The organism is Kribbella sp. NPDC050281 (genome assembly GCF_040655855.1).
Classification (GTDB): Bacteria; Actinomycetota; Actinomycetes; order Propionibacteriales; family Kribbellaceae; genus Kribbella.
This window is the reverse complement of sequence record NZ_JBFAKS010000013.1, coordinates 74,603-89,244: the sequence shown is the minus strand read 5'-3', so window position 1 is coordinate 89,244 and position 14,642 is coordinate 74,603. Positions and strand designations below refer to the sequence as shown.

The following is a 14,642-nucleotide window of genomic DNA, read 5'->3' as shown; positions in this document are numbered from 1 at the left end:
CATCCACCCCGCGGGCACGCGAGGTGGATGGCAGAGGAATCCGTCGGGACCGTACTGCTGGCCGGAGCGGCGAATCTGGCGATCGCGATCGCCAAGGTCGTCGCCGGTCTGCTCTCCGGCTCGACCGCCCTGCTCGCCGAGGCGGCACACTCCGTCGCGGACACCATGAACCAGGCGTTCCTGCTCACCGCGCTCCACCGCAGCCGGAAGCCTGCCGACGCACGCCACCCGTTCGGCTACGGAATGGAGCGGTACTTCTGGTCCCTGCTGGCCGCGGTCGGCATCCTCGTGCTCGGCGCGGGCTTCTCGATCGCCGAGGGCCTGCGCGCACTCATCGACCCCGAGCCGATCGCCTCAGTCGGGTTGATCTACACGGTCCTGGCAGTCTCGGCGATCTTCGAAGGTACGTCGTGGTTGCGTGCAGTCAGGCAGGTACGACGGGAGGCCCGCCAGGAAGGCGTGCCGGCGCTCACGCACCTGAGAAACGCCGAACCAGCAGTCAAGACCGTCGCGTTCGAGGACAGCGCCGCCCTGATCGGACTGCTGATCGCGGCCGTTGGCGTGACGCTCGCGGTCGTCACGGGACAGCACCTGTGGGACGGTGCCGCGTCGATCAGCATCGGCGTACTGCTGATCGTCGTCGCCTTCACACTCGGTCGCGACAACAAGGCGATGCTGATCGGCCGGGCACTGCCGGACGACGTACAGCAGCGGATCCGCGCGATCATCAACGACACACCAGGCGTCGACAGCGTCCTCGAACTGCTCAGTCTCCGGCTCGCTCCGGACCAGGTCCTGGTGGTGGCGACCGTCGATCTGGCCGACATGCAGACCACCGGCGCAGCGATCGAACAGCTTGCCGAGCGGGTCGACGTCGAGGTACGCCGGCACTACCCGATGGTCCGGCACCTCTACCTCGACCCCACCCCTGGGATCAGTCCTGACCCCAGTTCGCGACGATGACTGCGATCGGCGGCAGCACGGCGGCGACCGCGCTCATCCCGATCGCGACCGGAATCGAGAACAGCCGCACGATGAACCACGCCAGGCCGATCAGCACCAGACAGCTGCCCATCAGCCAGTAGTAGAGCTTGCGGTTGTCGTACTTGCGGGCCATGTCAGACCTTCATCGCCAACCTGTCCAGAGCACCGACCAGCGGAGCCAGCTCGGGCAGTCCAGCAGCCTTCTCCAGAGCAGCAGTCAGTACGGCGTCGTGCGTCGGCTGGGCCTGGTCGCGCAGGTCACGGCCGGCCTCGGTGACCTCGGTGTAGATGCCACGGCGGTCGGTCGGGCACAGGTACCGCTGCAGGAGCTTGCGGTCCTCCAGACGATTCACCAGCCGGGTTGTGGCCGACTGACTCAGCACGACCGCGGTGGATAGCTGGTTCATCCGCAGGTGGTAGTCGTCCTGCCGCGCCAGCACGTCGAGCACGCTGTACTCACTGACGGACAGGCCGTGCTGCTTCTGCAGCGCGCGCTCCAGCTCGTCCTCGATCCGGGCGTGCAGAGCGGCCAGCGTTCGCCAGCCCGCTGCCCGCGCCTCCGCGGCATCATCCGGCAGTCCCATGACGCCTCCACGTGAACGATGGCGAATAGCCCGCTTCTGCAACTATCGCGCACGCCGGTAACAGCCACAAGACCACGGTCCGATCGTGCCTGCCGGCCAGGCTTTTCGATGCAGAGCAGTAAGCCTTGACAGTCGGCATCCTCGCTCCTACGGTGAGCAACCAGGTGGATTATGGCCATGACCGTAATCCGACCGACCTACCGTGAGGCTACCTGAGAGGGGCCGGTCGTGAGGAAGTTCGGGTTGTTGCTGACGGCAACCGTATTGGTCGCCGGAAGTCTGGTCCAGGCCGGAACGGCGCGGGCCGCCGTACCAGCCGGGGTGTTCCAGGATTTCGAGACCGATGCCGATCTGACGGGTGCGACCGTCACCCTGCCGCAGGCCGACAAGATCGAGCGGACCGCCGATCCCACGCACGGCGCCTCCGGGGTGAAGTTCAGCATCGCGCCCGCCGGTACGCCGGGAGCGACGGCCTCGTCGGGGCTCACGCTCAACGCCGGTACGCCGAGCCTGCCGGTCAGCGACTGGTCCGGTCACACCCTGCTCGGGTTCGACTTCTTCACCGAGCAGGACTACACCGTCGTCGGCCGGATCACCGTCCGGGACCAGGCCAACAAGGCGTACGGCGTCGACTACAAGATCAACGCCCGCAGCTGGACGCCGGTCGACCTGCGGCTGAGCGCGATCACCGCCGCCGGCGTCGACATCAGCCGGATCGCCTACATCGGCATCTCGATGCCCCGCGCAGGCACGACGGTCATCGGTCACTACGACGCTTTCCGGCTCGTCGACACCGACCCGTACGACAAGACGGCGTACGGCGACCAGGCTGCGGCGCAGCTGCTCCGGCTGTCGGACTTCGACGGCGTACTGACCAAGCTGGCGGATCAGATCGCCACCATGGACCGTCAACTCGGCCACACGCCTGCGGATGAGCGGCTGCGGGCGCAGGTCGACTCCGCGGCAGCACAGTGCGCCGAGTTGCGCCAAGCGCTGGCCGCGGGGCCAATGACGTATGCGCAGTACGCGCCGTTCAACGCGGGCGTCACCGCGTTGCAGCGATCGGTACCAAGACTGGCGAACACCATCCAGGCGCGGTCGCACGACAAGCATGCGGACTTCGGGCTGGAGTCGGCCGACTCGATGGCGCTGGTCTATCCGAAGGACCTGCCGTTCAGCTCGACAGGACCGTCGCCGTCGGTCTCGCTGACCCGCGGTGAGTACGAGAACGTGCAGGCCGTCGTACTGCCGTTCGCCGAGCAGCTCAACGGCGTACAGGCCCGGGTGACCTCGATCTCCGACCCGCAAGGTGCACTCACCGCCTCGGTGGCGCCGGTCGGATCGCTGAACGTGACGCCGACGAACCAGTACCACCGTCCGACGTACGCAGGCTGGACGCCGGACCCGATCCGCGACGACCTGTCCTCGGTGGATGTCCCGGCCGACTCGATCCAGCCGTACTGGATCCGGCTGAAGGCCTCGCCGGACGCGCGGCCCGGCATCTACAAGGTGAAGGTCGCGTTCTCCGTGGACGGCAAGCACACCAGGACGATGACTGTGTCGGCGACGGTGTGGCCGGTGACCGTTCCGGATCGGCCGAAGCTCAACACCACCTTCCAGTTCACGCCGGCGATCGTGAACGACATCTACGGGATCACCGATCCCGCCGCGCAGGAAGCGACCAAGCACACGTACTGGTCGTTCCTGAACGACTACAAGATCGAGCCGGACCAGCTCTACACCTGCCCATGCATTCCCTCGAGCCCCGGGCCGGTGATCGTGCCGACCCCGGTCGAGGACGTGCTCTACATCCGCGACCACTACGGGCTGCGTGACTTCAACGCCTTCTACCTGTGGGCCGGAATGCTGAACCCCGCGAAGCCGGAGACCTGGCAGGCGCAGATCGACACCTGGATCTCACAGCTGCGGACCGCGATGGACAGCTACCGCGCCGCCGGTGTTGACAAGTACGCCTACGTCTACGGATTCGACGAAGCCAACGGGCCACTGCTGCAGGCCGCCAAGCAGACCTTTGCTGCGGTCAAGGCTGCCTTCCCGGATGTGCCGATCATGACCACACTGCGGGACAACTCGATGGGGGTCGACACTGGACTGGCCGGGCTGGTCGACATCTGGGCGCCACAGCAGGACCTGTACAACCAGACGGTGGCCGAGCGGACCAGGGCTCGCGGCGACCAGGCCTGGTGGTACCCGGACATCGCCACCGGTTCACCGTTGCCGAACTGGTTCAACGGCTACCCGCCGATCGACTCGCGCACGCTGATGGGCCCGATGTCGTACAAGGCCGGGGTCGAGGGCGTCCTGTACTACGCGACGAACCGGTGGCTCCGTTCGGACCACGCCAACCAGTTGCTGGTGAACGACGGCATCCTGTCGGCATGGAAGGCGGCGACGTTCAACGGCACCGCCGGCGACGGGTCGATGTTCTACCCAGGTCCGACCGGGCCGATGGCCTCGATCCGGCTCGAGAACTTCCGTGACGGCATGGAGGACTACAACCTGCTCTGGCTGCTGTCGCACGACGTGGCGGCGAAGCCCCAGCTGCCACCCGCGCTGAAGGCGCACGCCGCCAAGCTGCTGGCGGCCGACGACGTGGTCACCGACCAGCGGAACTTCACCGAGGACCCGGTCCGCTACCGGCACTGGCGCACCGACGTCATCGCGACCGTCACCGCGGTCGGGCTAGTGCACTAGGTAGAGCGGGAGACCGCCCGGAAGGACTCCTTCGGCTGCCAGTGGTACGGCGATGCCGGGCCGTCGGAGTCCTTCCGGATCACCTCGCAGAGCCTGAAAGCAGCGATGTCCTCGTCGTGGGGACGGTCGTGCGGGCGGTGCGGCGCGTCGGGTGAGACGAAGGTGTACGGCACCGCACCGAGGTCCCGGCCGGAACGACTTTGGTCGCGTGACGTCGCGTGACACAGCGATGACCGGTCAAACGTCGCTCTGACAGCTCAGATCAACAGCTGATCGCAGGACGAGTGGCCGGCCCACGGGGGCCGTTCACTCATTTCTTCGGATGCGCAATCACCACGGCATTGCTGAGGAACGCCGTACCGTCCCAGTCCTCGCAGGTGACCAGAACCAGCCGGCCCGGAACACTCTGGTCGAAAACCTGCGCGGCCTGGGTGGCGAGTGCCTTCTTCCGGTACGTGGTCACGGACGCGACCACGTAGTTGAGGGTCCCTTTGCCTGTGGTGACCTTGACCGCGTCTCCGGCCTTCAATTGGCCGAGGTCGTCGAACACGCCACCGCCGTCGTGCACGGTGTGGCCGGTGATGATCGCCGACCCCTTGGCCGCGCCGGGCTGAGCACCGTCGGACCACCAGCCGACCAGCCGCGGATTGGACGGCGGGATGAGAGCACCACCGCGGGCGCGGATCCCCAGCACGCGAGCGGAGACCCCGAGACTCGGGACGGACACCCGCACCGGGTTGCCCGGCCGCGCCGGAGCGGTGCTCCGGACCTCGGGCGGAAACGTGGTCTTCGGTGCTGTGCCTTTCGGTGTGGTCGCCTTCGGTGTGGTGGGCTTCGACGTGGTGGGTTTCGGTGACGGTTTCGTCGGCACGGCGGACGTCGTACCGGTTTGGGCCGCGTCAGTGCTGTTGTCCGTCCTGAGCTGCAGGTAGCCGCCGGTCAGGAGTAGTACGGCGCCGACCGCCAGGGCCCCGATCGTCCACCACGACGAACGAGCGCGACCCGGGCGGCGACGCTGTGCGGACATGTCAGGCAGCGTGCTGACCGCGGTTCTGCCGCGACTTCAGGATGCCGGCGAACACGAGCACACCACCGAGCATGATGAGGGCGATACCCCACGCGCTCTGGTGACCGGTGATCGCCGAGGTGAGCTTGAGCCCACCGGACTGACCAGCGTCGACCTCCGTCGGAACCGCGACCGGCGAAGTCGACGTGCTGGTCGGGCTGTCCGTTGGCACGACCGACGGCGAGCCTGACGGCGTCGTACTGGGGCTGTCGCTCGGCGTACTCGGGGTGTCGCTCGGCGGCGCGGTCGGGGTGTCGCTCGGCGACGTGGTTGGAGTGGTGGACGGCGACTCGCTCGGCGACTCCGATGGGCTCTCGGACGGCGACTCGCTCGGCGACTCCGACGGGCTCTCGCTCGGCGACTCCGACGGCGACTCGCTCGGCGTTTCCGACGGAGTTTCGCTGGGGGTCTGCGACGGGGAATCGCTCGGCGTCACCGGCGGCGTCGGCGTGGTCGTCGCCTTCACGACACAGAAGCGCAGATGACCGATGGTGTAGTACTTCCCGGTGGACGACTGAACCGGCGCATGTACGCCAGTCCCGGAGGTGACTCCAGTCGGCCGGTAGTCGTGGAAGTTCGCCGCGTAGCCGAAGCTGCCCGGGTCGTCGCCGTCGGTCTTGACGTTGACCAGTACGCCGCGCACGGTGCCGCCCGTCGCGGTGAAGTCGACCACCGTGCCGCCGGTCTGGTCACCGTTGTGCTCCGGGTCGTCCTGCTGGAGCGTGCTCGCGGTCCAGGTCACCGTCACGCCGTCCACGGTCTTCTCACCGGGCGCCGGCGGGGTGTCGCCGTCCCCGTCGAACGCGATCTCGGTCGAGTCCGGGATCACGTCGATGCAGGCCGGGGTGCCGTCGATGATGTCGCCGTTGGCCGACGCGGACGGCGCCAGCGCCAAGGTCACCCCGCCAAGGACCAGCGCCACAGCGCCCGCCCCACCGAGCAGCGCAACCACTCGAGAGCTCTTCGATTTCATGCGCGCGTCCGTGGATGCGTCGTTCACAAGTCTTCCCCACCCAATGCTCTGAGACCGCGGCCGGATCGACCGGCGGCGTCGTCGTCGCTCCCCCCGGAGCCATCCCCGGCCTGCTCCGGAGACCTCGGCAGTCTCGTGGCGCGGAGTTCCCAGGCACAAGGAACCTCGCGAAGATCTAACACAAAAACATCGTGTCAGTTCGTGAGACACTGCTTTCGTGCGTGAAGCTGATCAGAAGACGGTGCTCGGATCGGTCTGGTTGCGGACCGAGCCGGAGGCGACCAGATCGCCGCTGAGCCGGGACGACATCGTCCGTACGTCGATCAAGGTGCTGGACCGCGACGGGCTGGACCTGTTCTCGATGCGGCGGGTGGCGGCGGAGGTCGGCACGGCCGCGACCTCGGCGCTGTACTGGCGGATCGCCAACAAGAACGATCTGCTCGAGCTCGCCGTCGACGAGGTCTTGGGTGACGCCTTGGTCCCACCCGGTGACGGCGATTGGCGCGACCAGGTGACCGTGGTGGTGCGAGCGGCGTACGAGGCGCTGTGGATTCATCCCTGGGCGCCGCAGTTGCTGGCATCGCATGCGGGGCTCGGGCCGAACTACCAGGCGCTGGCCGATCAGGTGCTCGCGATCCTGCGGGCGGCCGGGTTCAAGGGTGTGCATCTCGACTCGGCCGTGTCGGCGATCTTTCACTACCTGATCGGGTCCGCGGTCACCGACGCCGCATGGTCGGCCGTCGTACGGCGCAGCGGCCTGAGCGAACCCGACTGGGCATCCGAGGCGGGCGACCAACTGGGGGTGGGCGCGGCCAGCCTCGCGGCGTACCTGAACCGCGAGAATCTGGCCGGGCCGGAGGCACGTTTCACTTCGGGGCTGCGGGTCATCCTGGTCGGGCTGCGGCCGCGGCAGCTCTCCTGACGCTCAGCTCGCCGGCTTCTTCTTGCGGGTCGTGGGCTTCGGCTTGAGCGATCGCGCGTAGGCGACGCTCACTGCGAAGTGCTCGCGCAGTTCATCGGTAGCGGCCAGGAGCGCGTCGGGGACGACGACGTACTCCTTCTGCTGTACTCCATGCGCGACGTTGAGGGTGGTGTCGTACCTGGAGAGAAACGCCTCGCGCTCGGCTTCGGGAAGGCGCAGCGCGAGGGTGCCGTTCTCGTTCAGCATCGAGAACATGTTGCCGTTGACCGCGGTGTACGGGAAACCGGCGCCCTTGCGCTCGACGTCGGGGAACTGTTCGACGACTGCGTCGAACAGTGCGACCTTGTCGGCCGGAGCTTTCGCCATGCGGCCACGGTAAGAGCTCGGGTGGGCGACCGCTAGAGATCGGCGAACGCTGACGCCGGGTTCTCGAACGCGTCGGCGACGAACCGGAGGAACGCAGCCGCCGTCCCGCCGTCGCAGACCCGATGGTCGAACACGAGCGACAGTTGGGTGAGCTTCCGGATCACGATCTGGCCGTCGACGACCCATGGACGGTCGATGATCCGGCCCACGCCGAGGATCGCGACCTGCGGGTGGTTGATGATCGCCGCGCTGCCGTCCACGCCGAAGCTGCCGTAGTTGTTCAGCGTGACCGTCCCGCAGCCGAGCTCGTACGGCGTCAGCCGGCCGGTCCGCGCGGATTCGGTCAGTCGGCGGATCTCACCGTCGAGGGCGCGCGTGGTCATCGTATGCGCGTTCGCCACCGCCGGTACGACGAGACCACGATCGGTCTGGGCGGCCAGTCCGAGGTTGATGCCGTCGTACTGGACGAGTTCCTCTCGCTCGGTGTCGACGAAACCGTTCAGCTCCGGGTAGCGCTGCAGGCCCGCCACCGTGAACCGCGCCATCAACGCCAGCAGACCCGGACCGGAATCCTTTGCCGACCGCAACGATTCCCGCAACTCGACCAGGGCGGTCGCATCCACGTCCACCCAGGTCGTCGCCTCGGGGATCTCCGCCCGGCTCCGAGTCAGTGTCGCCGCCACAACCTTCCGGAATCCGCTCATGGGGATCCGGCGTAGCTCGGCCAGCCCGGTCCGCGAACTCACGTCCTCAACCGTCGGCGTCTGCTCGAACCGTTGAGCGATCGCCTGCTCAACATCCCGGCGGACAATCAGACCGTCCGGCCCGGAACCGGTCAACGTCCGCAGATCCACCTCAGCGTCCCGCGCGATCCGCCGTACCAGTGGCGAGATCACCAGCGGCACCCGCCGCGCACTGCCCGCGGCCGGCGCCGACACGTTCTCCGGTGTAGCGTCGCTGCGCGGCGGCTGGAGGTCGGGGCGCGTCGCCGGTGTAGCGGCGCTGCGCGCCGGCTGGAGGTGGGGCCGGGGCTTGCGGCGCCGACCTGAGCCGGTGCCGGCACCCGTGCCGTAGCCGACGAGTACGCTCCCGGACCCGGCCCGCTCCTCCTGCCGGTACGCCTCTCCGGCCACCTCGGACCCTGCACCCGACCCGGCCGGATCGTCCTGCCGGTTGTTCCCACCGGCCACCTCGGACCGTGCACCGTCCTGCCGGTTGTTCCCACCCTCGGCCGCAGGCCGTGCACCGGTGTCGACCTCGCCGATGGTGATGAGTGGTTTGCCCACCGGGATGGTTGTGCCGGGGTCGCCGTGGAGTTCTTCGACGACGCCGGCGTACGGGGACGGGAGTTCGACGATGGACTTGGCGGTCTCGACCTCCGCGACCGGGGCGTCGACGGTGACGACGTCGCCGACCTTCACCAGCCAGCGGACGATCTCGGCCTCGGTCAGGCCTTCGCCGAGATCGGGAAGCAGGAAGGTGTTCACGAGTCCTCCCACTGCAGGTCGTCCACCGCATCGAGGATCCGGTCCACACCGGGCAGCTGGTACTTCTCCAGCTTCGGCGGCGGGTACGGGATGTCGAACCCGGTCACGCGCCGGATCGGCGCGGCCAGCGAGTGGAAGCACCGTTCGGTGACGCGGGCAACGATCTCCGACGACACACTGGCGAATCCACTGGCCTCCGCGACCACGACCGCGCGCCCGGTACGCCGTACCGCCGCGCACACCGTCTCGTCGTCGAACGGCACGATCGACCGCAGATCCACCACGGACAGCTGCCGCCCTTCGGCGGCCGCGACCTCGGCCGCCTCCAGCGCGACCGGCACCGTCGGCCCGTAGGCGATCAAGGTCGCGTCCGCGCCCTCCCGCCGCACGACGGCCGTGCCGATCCCGGGCTGGTCCTCGGTGAGATCGACCTCTTCCTTGGCCCAGTAGAGCTTCTTCGGCTCCATGAACACGACCGGATCCGGCATCTCGATTGCCCTGCGCAACAACGTGTACGCGTCCGCGACCGTGGCCGGCGCCACGACGGTCAGTCCTGGCGTGTGCGCGTAGTAGCTCTCCGACGAGTCGCAGTGGTGCTCGACGCCGCCGATCCCACCGGCGTACGGCATCCGGATCACCATCGGCAGGGTGATCTTGCCGCGGGTCCGGTTCCGCATCTTGGCGACGTGGGAGACGATCTGCTCGAACGCCGGGTAGCCGAACGCGTCGAACTGCATCTCGACGACCGGGCGCATCCCGTTCATCGCGAGCCCGACGGCCATCCCGACGATGCCGGACTCGGCCAATGGGGTGTCGAAGCAACGATCCTCGCCGAACTCCTCGGTCAGTCCGTCGGTGATCCGGAAGACGCCGCCGAGCGCGCCGACGTCCTCACCGAACATCAGCACGGTGTCGTCGGCCTTCATCGCATCGCGGAGGGCCTGGTTGAGAGCCTGCGCCATGGAGATCTTCACATGCGTCATCAGCTCAGACCTCCTCTCGCGCCAGCTCGTCGCGCAGGAACGCCGCCTGCTCGCGCAGCTGCTGCGTCTGCTCGGTATAGAGGTGCGTGAACAGTTCCCGCGGATCCACTTCGGGCTCCGGCATCAGCCCGTCGCGCAACCGCGTCCCGACCTGGTCCGCCATCGCCTCCGCACGCTCGCGCACCGCGTCGTCGAGCCAGCCCTGCTCGTTGAGGTACGCCTCGAGCCGCTTGATCGGGTCGCGCTCCAGCCACGGCGTGACCTCGTCGTCCTCGCGGTACCGGGTCGCGTCGTCGGCGTTGGTGTGCGCCTGCACTCGGTACGTGTGCGCCTCGACGAGCTGCGGTCCCTCACCCGAGCGTGCCTTCTCCACGGCCTGTCCGAGGACGGCGAGCAGGCCGGCCAGGTCGTTGCCGTCGGCCCGTTCGCCGGGCACGCCGTACCCGATGCCCTTGTGGGCCAGCGACGGAGCGACGGTCTGCCGGGCGAGTGGCACCGAGATCGCGTACTCGTTGTTCTGGATGAAGAAGACGACCGGGGCGTGGAAAACGGCGGCGAAGTTCAGAGCCTCGTGGAAGTCGCCCTCGCTGGTGGCGCCGTCGCCGCAGAGCGCCATCACCACCGTGTCCTCGCCCTTCAGCCGGGCCGCGTGCGCGACACCGACCGCGTGGGTGAGCTGCGTCGCGAGCGGGGTGGACTGCGGCGCGACGTTGCGCGCGTACGGGTCGTACCCGGAGTGCCAGTCGCCGCGGAGCAGCGTCAGCGTCTCGATCGGGTCGACACCGCGGCTCACGATCGAGACCGTGTCGCGATACGTCGGGAACAGCCAGTCGCCCTCGCGGAGCACCATCGTGGCCGCGATCTGACAGGCCTCCTGGCCGTGCGACGACGGGTAGACGGCGAGCCGGCCCTGGCGGACCAGCGCGCTGGCCTGGTCGTTGATGCGACGGCCTTTGATCAACTGAACGTAACCGTCGACCAGGGCTTCCTTGGTGGGCAGCCGGTACGACGGGTGGTCGTGCGGTACGCCGTCCTGGTCGATCAACCGGACGGGTTCGGCGGAGGGGAGCAAACGCTCCTCGACGGTGGTCATGGACACTCCTGCGCAGGAGACGGACGGTGGCCTCATCGTCGTACTTCTGGCCAATCGGATCCAGACCTGTGACAATCACGAGACGATTGGTTCCGGCTGCCGCGATGCGAGGTGCACAGATGTCCGACGAGGTGACGGTCCACCGGGCCGGTCCTGGACAGATGGTCGTCGCCCCGGCGCTGGACGAGGTCGACCGGCAGATCGTCGAGGCGCTCGGGCAGGACGGACGGCTCTCGATCCGGGCCCTCGCGGACCAGGTCCATATCTCCCGCGCGAACGCCTACGCCCGGGTCGAGCGACTCACCGCGACCGGGGTCATCACCGGTTTCACCGTCACGGTCGACCCGTTGAAGCTGGGCCTCGCGACCTCGGCGTACGTCACTCTCAGTCTCCGCCAAAGCTCCTGGCGAACCCTGAGAGAACAACTCCAGGCGATCCCCGAAATCAAACACATGGCACTCGTCGGCGGCGACTTCGACGCCATCCTCCTGGTCCGAGCCGCCGACAACGAAGGCCTCCGCCGAGTAGTCCTCGAAAAACTCCAAGCCATCCCCGAAGTCCTAGCCACCCGAACCGCCCTGATCTTCGAAGACCTCGGCACGCTCTAACAGCCGCAGGATCTTCTGAGGATGAGGTCGGTTGGGTAGGTGAGGGACTGGATGGCGTCTTCGCCGTCTATGAGTCGGCTGACGGCCTCGTGGGCCATGCGGTCCAGGGGTTGGCGTACGACGGTCAGGGGTGGCCAGCTGTACTCCGTTTCGGCTGTGCCGTCGAAGGCCAGGACCGCGATGTCGTCGGGGACTCGGAGGCCGGCTTCGTGGATCGCGCGGAGTGTGCCGACTGCTTGCAGGTCCGAGCTGGCGAAGATCGCGGTCGGTCGTTTCGTTGCCGCGAGCAACTCTCTGCCGGCGTCGTACCCGCCCGGCCGGCTGAATCTCGCCCGCGCGATCGGACCGTCCTCGAGCCCTGCCTGGCGAAGTGCGTCCCGCCACCCAAGCTCACGCTCCGGCGCCCGACCGCCAGTGCCGCGACCACCGATCACCAGCCCGATCGTGCGATGGCCGTGCTCGATCAGGTGCTTGACGCCGGCGCGCGCACCCGCGCGGTACTGCGGCCGGACGGAGCTCACGGTCGGCAACACCCGGTTGATGGCGATCACCGGGATGCCGACCTCGGTCAGGTCTGGATCCTCGGTCGGAGCAACCAGGAGCAATCCGCTGACCTGGCGGATCAGCAGTTCCGCGATCTTGGCCTGCTCGGTGACCGGATCACCGTCGGCGCTGGTCTGCAGAACGACGTACCCGCGGGCCGACGCCTCCTTGTCGATCGCCTTGGCGAGTTCGGCGAACAGTGGGTTGCCGCCGTCCGGCGTGATGAGCCCGAATGTGCGAGTGGTGCCGAGGCGCAGAGCACGCGCCGTCGCGTTCGGCCGGTAGCCGAGTACGCGGATCGCCTCCAGGACCCGTTCCCGGGTCTGCGGCGCGACCCGGCGCGGGCCTTCGTTCACCACGTAGCTGACCACAGCGGTGCTGACCCCGGCGTACTGCGCCACGTCGTTCCGGGTGATCGGGGTGGCCTTCGGCATGTGCCGATAGTACGACGGTTGACCGGTTTGGAAAGCGGTTGCTAGCGTGCTGTTCTACACGAGTAGAAAGGGTCCGCCGTGCCCAGACGTTATGCAGTCGCCGGAACCGGGTCGCGAGCGCGGGCGTATGTCCGCGCGATCTTCCAGGAGCACCCCGAGGAGGCGCAGCTGGTCGCCCTGCTCGACCCGAACCAGGGCCGTCTCGCCTTCCACGAGCGGTACGTCAAGGAGCTCGGAGGTCCCGAGCTGCCGCAGTACGGCGCCGACGATCTCGAGCGGATGATCAAGGAGCAGTCGGTCGACCGGGTGGTCGTGACGAGCCCCGACTACACGCACGCAGCGGTCGTGTCCCGGATCCTGCGGGCCGGCGCCGACGTGATCGTCGAGAAGCCGCTGACCATCGACGCGGACGGCACCCGGCAGATCGTCGCCGCGATGAACGAGTCCGGCAAGTCCGTGGTCGTCACCTTCAACTACCGCTACTCGCCGCGGAACAGCGCACTGCGGCAGGTGATCGCGGACGGCGAGATCGGCACCGTCACCAGCGTCGAGTTCCAGTGGGTGCTCGACACCCGGCACGGCGCGGACTACTTCCGCCGCTGGCACCGGGAGAAGAAGAACTCCGGCGGCCTGATGGTGCACAAGGCCTCGCACCACTTCGACCTGGTGAACTGGTGGATCGCGTCGACGCCGACCAAGGTGTACGCGTCCGGCGGCCTGTTCTTCTACGGCTCGGACAACGCGGCCGCCCGTGGCCTTGGGCAACGACCTGCCCGGGGCACGATCGAGGGCTCGGCCAACGATCCGTGGTTGCTGGATCTGCGCACCGACGAGATCAACCGGCAGCTGTACCTGGAGAGCGAGCAGTACGACGGGTACCTGCGGGACCAGGACGTGTTCGGTCCGGGGATCACGATCGAGGACAACATGGCGGTGGTCGCGGAGTACGCGAGTGGCGCCCGGCTGAGCTACTCCCTGAACGCACACTCGCCGTGGGAGGGCTATCGGGTGTCGGTCAACGGCACCGAGGGCCGCGCCGAGCTCGAGGTGATCGAGCGGGCGGCTGTGATCGATGATCAGATCGACCCGAGCTACCCGTCGGACCGCGTGATCCCGGGCGACGTGCGCTCCAACGGCGAGCGGCTCGTCCTGCAGAAGCACTGGGCACCCGCGGTCGAGGTCGAGATCCCCCGAGGCGTCGGCGGCCACGGCGGTGGCGACCGCCTCCTCTACGACGACCTCTTCAAGGGCCCGGGCAACGACCCGCTCGGACGGGCCGCCGACGTCCACGACGGCGTCCGGGCCGTTGCCGTCGGCATCGCCGCCAACCAGTCCCTAGCCACCGGCCAGCCGGTCGTCATCACCGACCTGGAGCTGGGCGGCTGGGTCTAAACCGGTCTCGCGCAGGATCTGCTGGACAGTCGCGTCGAGCGAGCTGGTCTGATCGATCACCGTCTCTCGCGGCCAGTCCAGCAGATCCTGCGGCCGATACCACTCCGCCATGTCGTCGGCCGTGAAAGCCGTCGCCTTGTCTCGCAACGCGTGCCGCCGGACGGTCTCGTCGAAGGGGATGTCCAGGTAATAGAAGTACGCCGACCCCGCATAGTCACGGGCGAGCTCGGCGAACATCTCGGCGTACCCGAGCGTCGGCATGATGCCCTCGATGACAGCGTGAAAGCCCCGCTCGAGCGCATGCCGCGCGATCTGCCCGATCATCGGAATGCTCGCGTCATCCGGCCGACCGCGTTCCTGGAAGATCGTCCGCCGCACATAGTCCTGCTCGATCCAGGCAACCCCCGGCCCGTACGCCGCCCGAATACCTTCGACGACCGAACTCTTACCTGAGCCGGAGTTACCTCTGATCACGATCAGCCGGGGATCCAC

Annotated in this window: 16 protein-coding genes; 5 read left to right on the top strand and 11 right to left on the bottom strand. The window is 68.0% G+C overall.

Translation table 11 applies throughout. From position 1 onward, the window contains the following. The first annotated feature begins 27 nt into the window (after nucleotides 1–27). Nucleotides 28–963: a cation diffusion facilitator family transporter gene (locus tag AB0I34_RS16485; RefSeq protein WP_360445738.1), complete on the top strand. Its 936-nt coding sequence runs from the start codon at nucleotides 28–30 to the stop codon at nucleotides 961–963. On the opposite strand, the gene AB0I34_RS16480 is transcribed toward AB0I34_RS16485, so the two are convergent. Further along, nucleotides 935–1,117 carry a DUF3099 domain-containing protein gene (locus AB0I34_RS16480; RefSeq protein ID WP_360445736.1) on the bottom strand — a complete coding sequence of 61 codons (183 nt, stop codon included), beginning with the start codon at nucleotides 1,115–1,117 and terminating at the stop codon, nucleotides 935–937. The genes AB0I34_RS16485 and AB0I34_RS16480 overlap by 29 nt on opposite strands. Before the next feature lies 1 nt (nucleotide 1,118). Beyond that, on the bottom strand, nucleotides 1,119–1,568 hold the full coding sequence (locus AB0I34_RS16475) for a MarR family transcriptional regulator (protein WP_360445734.1): 450 nt from the start codon (nucleotides 1,566–1,568) through the stop codon (nucleotides 1,119–1,121). Between the two features lie 228 nt (nucleotides 1,569–1,796). Here AB0I34_RS16475 and AB0I34_RS16470 point away from each other — a divergent pair, with 228 nt between their 5' ends. Then, nucleotides 1,797–4,283: a glycoside hydrolase domain-containing protein gene (locus tag AB0I34_RS16470; RefSeq protein ID WP_360445732.1), complete on the top strand. Its 2,487-nt coding sequence runs from the start codon at nucleotides 1,797–1,799 to the stop codon at nucleotides 4,281–4,283. Here the strand turns inward: AB0I34_RS16470 and AB0I34_RS16465 are convergent. From AB0I34_RS16465 to AB0I34_RS16455, 3 genes are all read right to left on the bottom strand, one after another. Then, entirely contained in the window at nucleotides 4,280–4,456 is a 177-nt protein-coding gene (locus tag AB0I34_RS16465; protein WP_360445730.1) for a hypothetical protein, read from the bottom strand. The genes AB0I34_RS16470 and AB0I34_RS16465 overlap by 4 nt on opposite strands. A gap of 137 nt (nucleotides 4,457–4,593) precedes the next feature. Further along, nucleotides 4,594–5,310, bottom strand: coding sequence for a sortase (locus AB0I34_RS16460; protein WP_360445728.1), 717 nt, complete (start codon nucleotides 5,308–5,310; stop codon nucleotides 4,594–4,596). A 1-nt stretch (nucleotide 5,311) separates the two neighbouring features. Then, nucleotides 5,312–6,322: a hypothetical protein gene (locus AB0I34_RS16455; protein WP_360445726.1), complete on the bottom strand. Its 1,011-nt coding sequence runs from the start codon at nucleotides 6,320–6,322 to the stop codon at nucleotides 5,312–5,314. A 217-nt stretch (nucleotides 6,323–6,539) separates the two neighbouring features. On the opposite strand from AB0I34_RS16455, the gene AB0I34_RS16450 reads away from it, so the two are divergent. Further along, nucleotides 6,540–7,244: a TetR/AcrR family transcriptional regulator C-terminal domain-containing protein gene (locus AB0I34_RS16450; RefSeq protein WP_360445724.1), complete on the top strand. Its 705-nt coding sequence runs from the start codon at nucleotides 6,540–6,542 to the stop codon at nucleotides 7,242–7,244. 3 nt (nucleotides 7,245–7,247) lie between these two features. Here the strand turns inward: AB0I34_RS16450 and AB0I34_RS16445 are convergent, their stop codons facing one another. The 4 genes from AB0I34_RS16445 to AB0I34_RS16430 are packed head-to-tail and all read right to left on the bottom strand — an operon-like array spanning nucleotide 7,248 to nucleotide 11,173. Next, a complete protein-coding gene (locus AB0I34_RS16445; protein ID WP_360445722.1) occupies nucleotides 7,248–7,610 on the bottom strand; it encodes a hypothetical protein in 363 nt (120 codons plus the stop codon). A 32-nt stretch (nucleotides 7,611–7,642) separates the two neighbouring features. Next, nucleotides 7,643–9,097, bottom strand: a complete 1,455-nt coding sequence (locus tag AB0I34_RS16440) for a dihydrolipoamide acetyltransferase family protein (RefSeq protein ID WP_360445720.1) — start codon at nucleotides 9,095–9,097, stop codon at nucleotides 7,643–7,645. Next, nucleotides 9,094–10,080 (bottom strand): alpha-ketoacid dehydrogenase subunit beta, encoded by a 987-nt coding sequence (locus tag AB0I34_RS16435; RefSeq protein WP_360445718.1) that lies wholly within the window; start codon nucleotides 10,078–10,080, stop codon nucleotides 9,094–9,096. Before AB0I34_RS16435 ends, AB0I34_RS16440 begins: the two co-directional genes overlap by 4 nt. A gap of 4 nt (nucleotides 10,081–10,084) precedes the next feature. Beyond that, nucleotides 10,085–11,173 (bottom strand): thiamine pyrophosphate-dependent dehydrogenase E1 component subunit alpha, encoded by a 1,089-nt coding sequence (locus AB0I34_RS16430; RefSeq protein WP_360445716.1) that lies wholly within the window; start codon nucleotides 11,171–11,173, stop codon nucleotides 10,085–10,087. Nucleotides 11,174–11,292: 119 nt separating this feature from the next. Between AB0I34_RS16430 and AB0I34_RS16425 the strand changes: the two genes are divergently transcribed. Next, nucleotides 11,293–11,781 carry an Lrp/AsnC family transcriptional regulator gene (locus tag AB0I34_RS16425; RefSeq protein WP_131359784.1) on the top strand — a complete coding sequence of 163 codons (489 nt, stop codon included), beginning with the start codon at nucleotides 11,293–11,295 and terminating at the stop codon, nucleotides 11,779–11,781. Here AB0I34_RS16425 and AB0I34_RS16420 read toward each other — a convergent pair. Further along, complete coding sequence (locus AB0I34_RS16420) at nucleotides 11,778–12,758, bottom strand: LacI family DNA-binding transcriptional regulator (protein WP_360445714.1); 981 nt, start codon at nucleotides 12,756–12,758, stop codon at nucleotides 11,778–11,780. The genes AB0I34_RS16425 and AB0I34_RS16420 overlap by 4 nt on opposite strands. Before the next feature lie 78 nt (nucleotides 12,759–12,836). On the opposite strand from AB0I34_RS16420, the gene AB0I34_RS16415 reads away from it, so the two are divergent. Beyond that, nucleotides 12,837–14,150 carry a Gfo/Idh/MocA family oxidoreductase gene (locus AB0I34_RS16415; protein ID WP_360445712.1) on the top strand — a complete coding sequence of 438 codons (1,314 nt, stop codon included), beginning with the start codon at nucleotides 12,837–12,839 and terminating at the stop codon, nucleotides 14,148–14,150. Here the strand turns inward: AB0I34_RS16415 and AB0I34_RS16410 are convergent. After that, the gene (locus AB0I34_RS16410) at nucleotides 14,094–14,642 is read right to left on the bottom strand and encodes an AAA family ATPase (RefSeq protein WP_360445710.1); all 549 of its coding nucleotides are present in this window, start codon (nucleotides 14,640–14,642) and stop codon (nucleotides 14,094–14,096) included. The two genes, AB0I34_RS16415 and AB0I34_RS16410, sit on opposite strands and share 57 nt — an antisense overlap.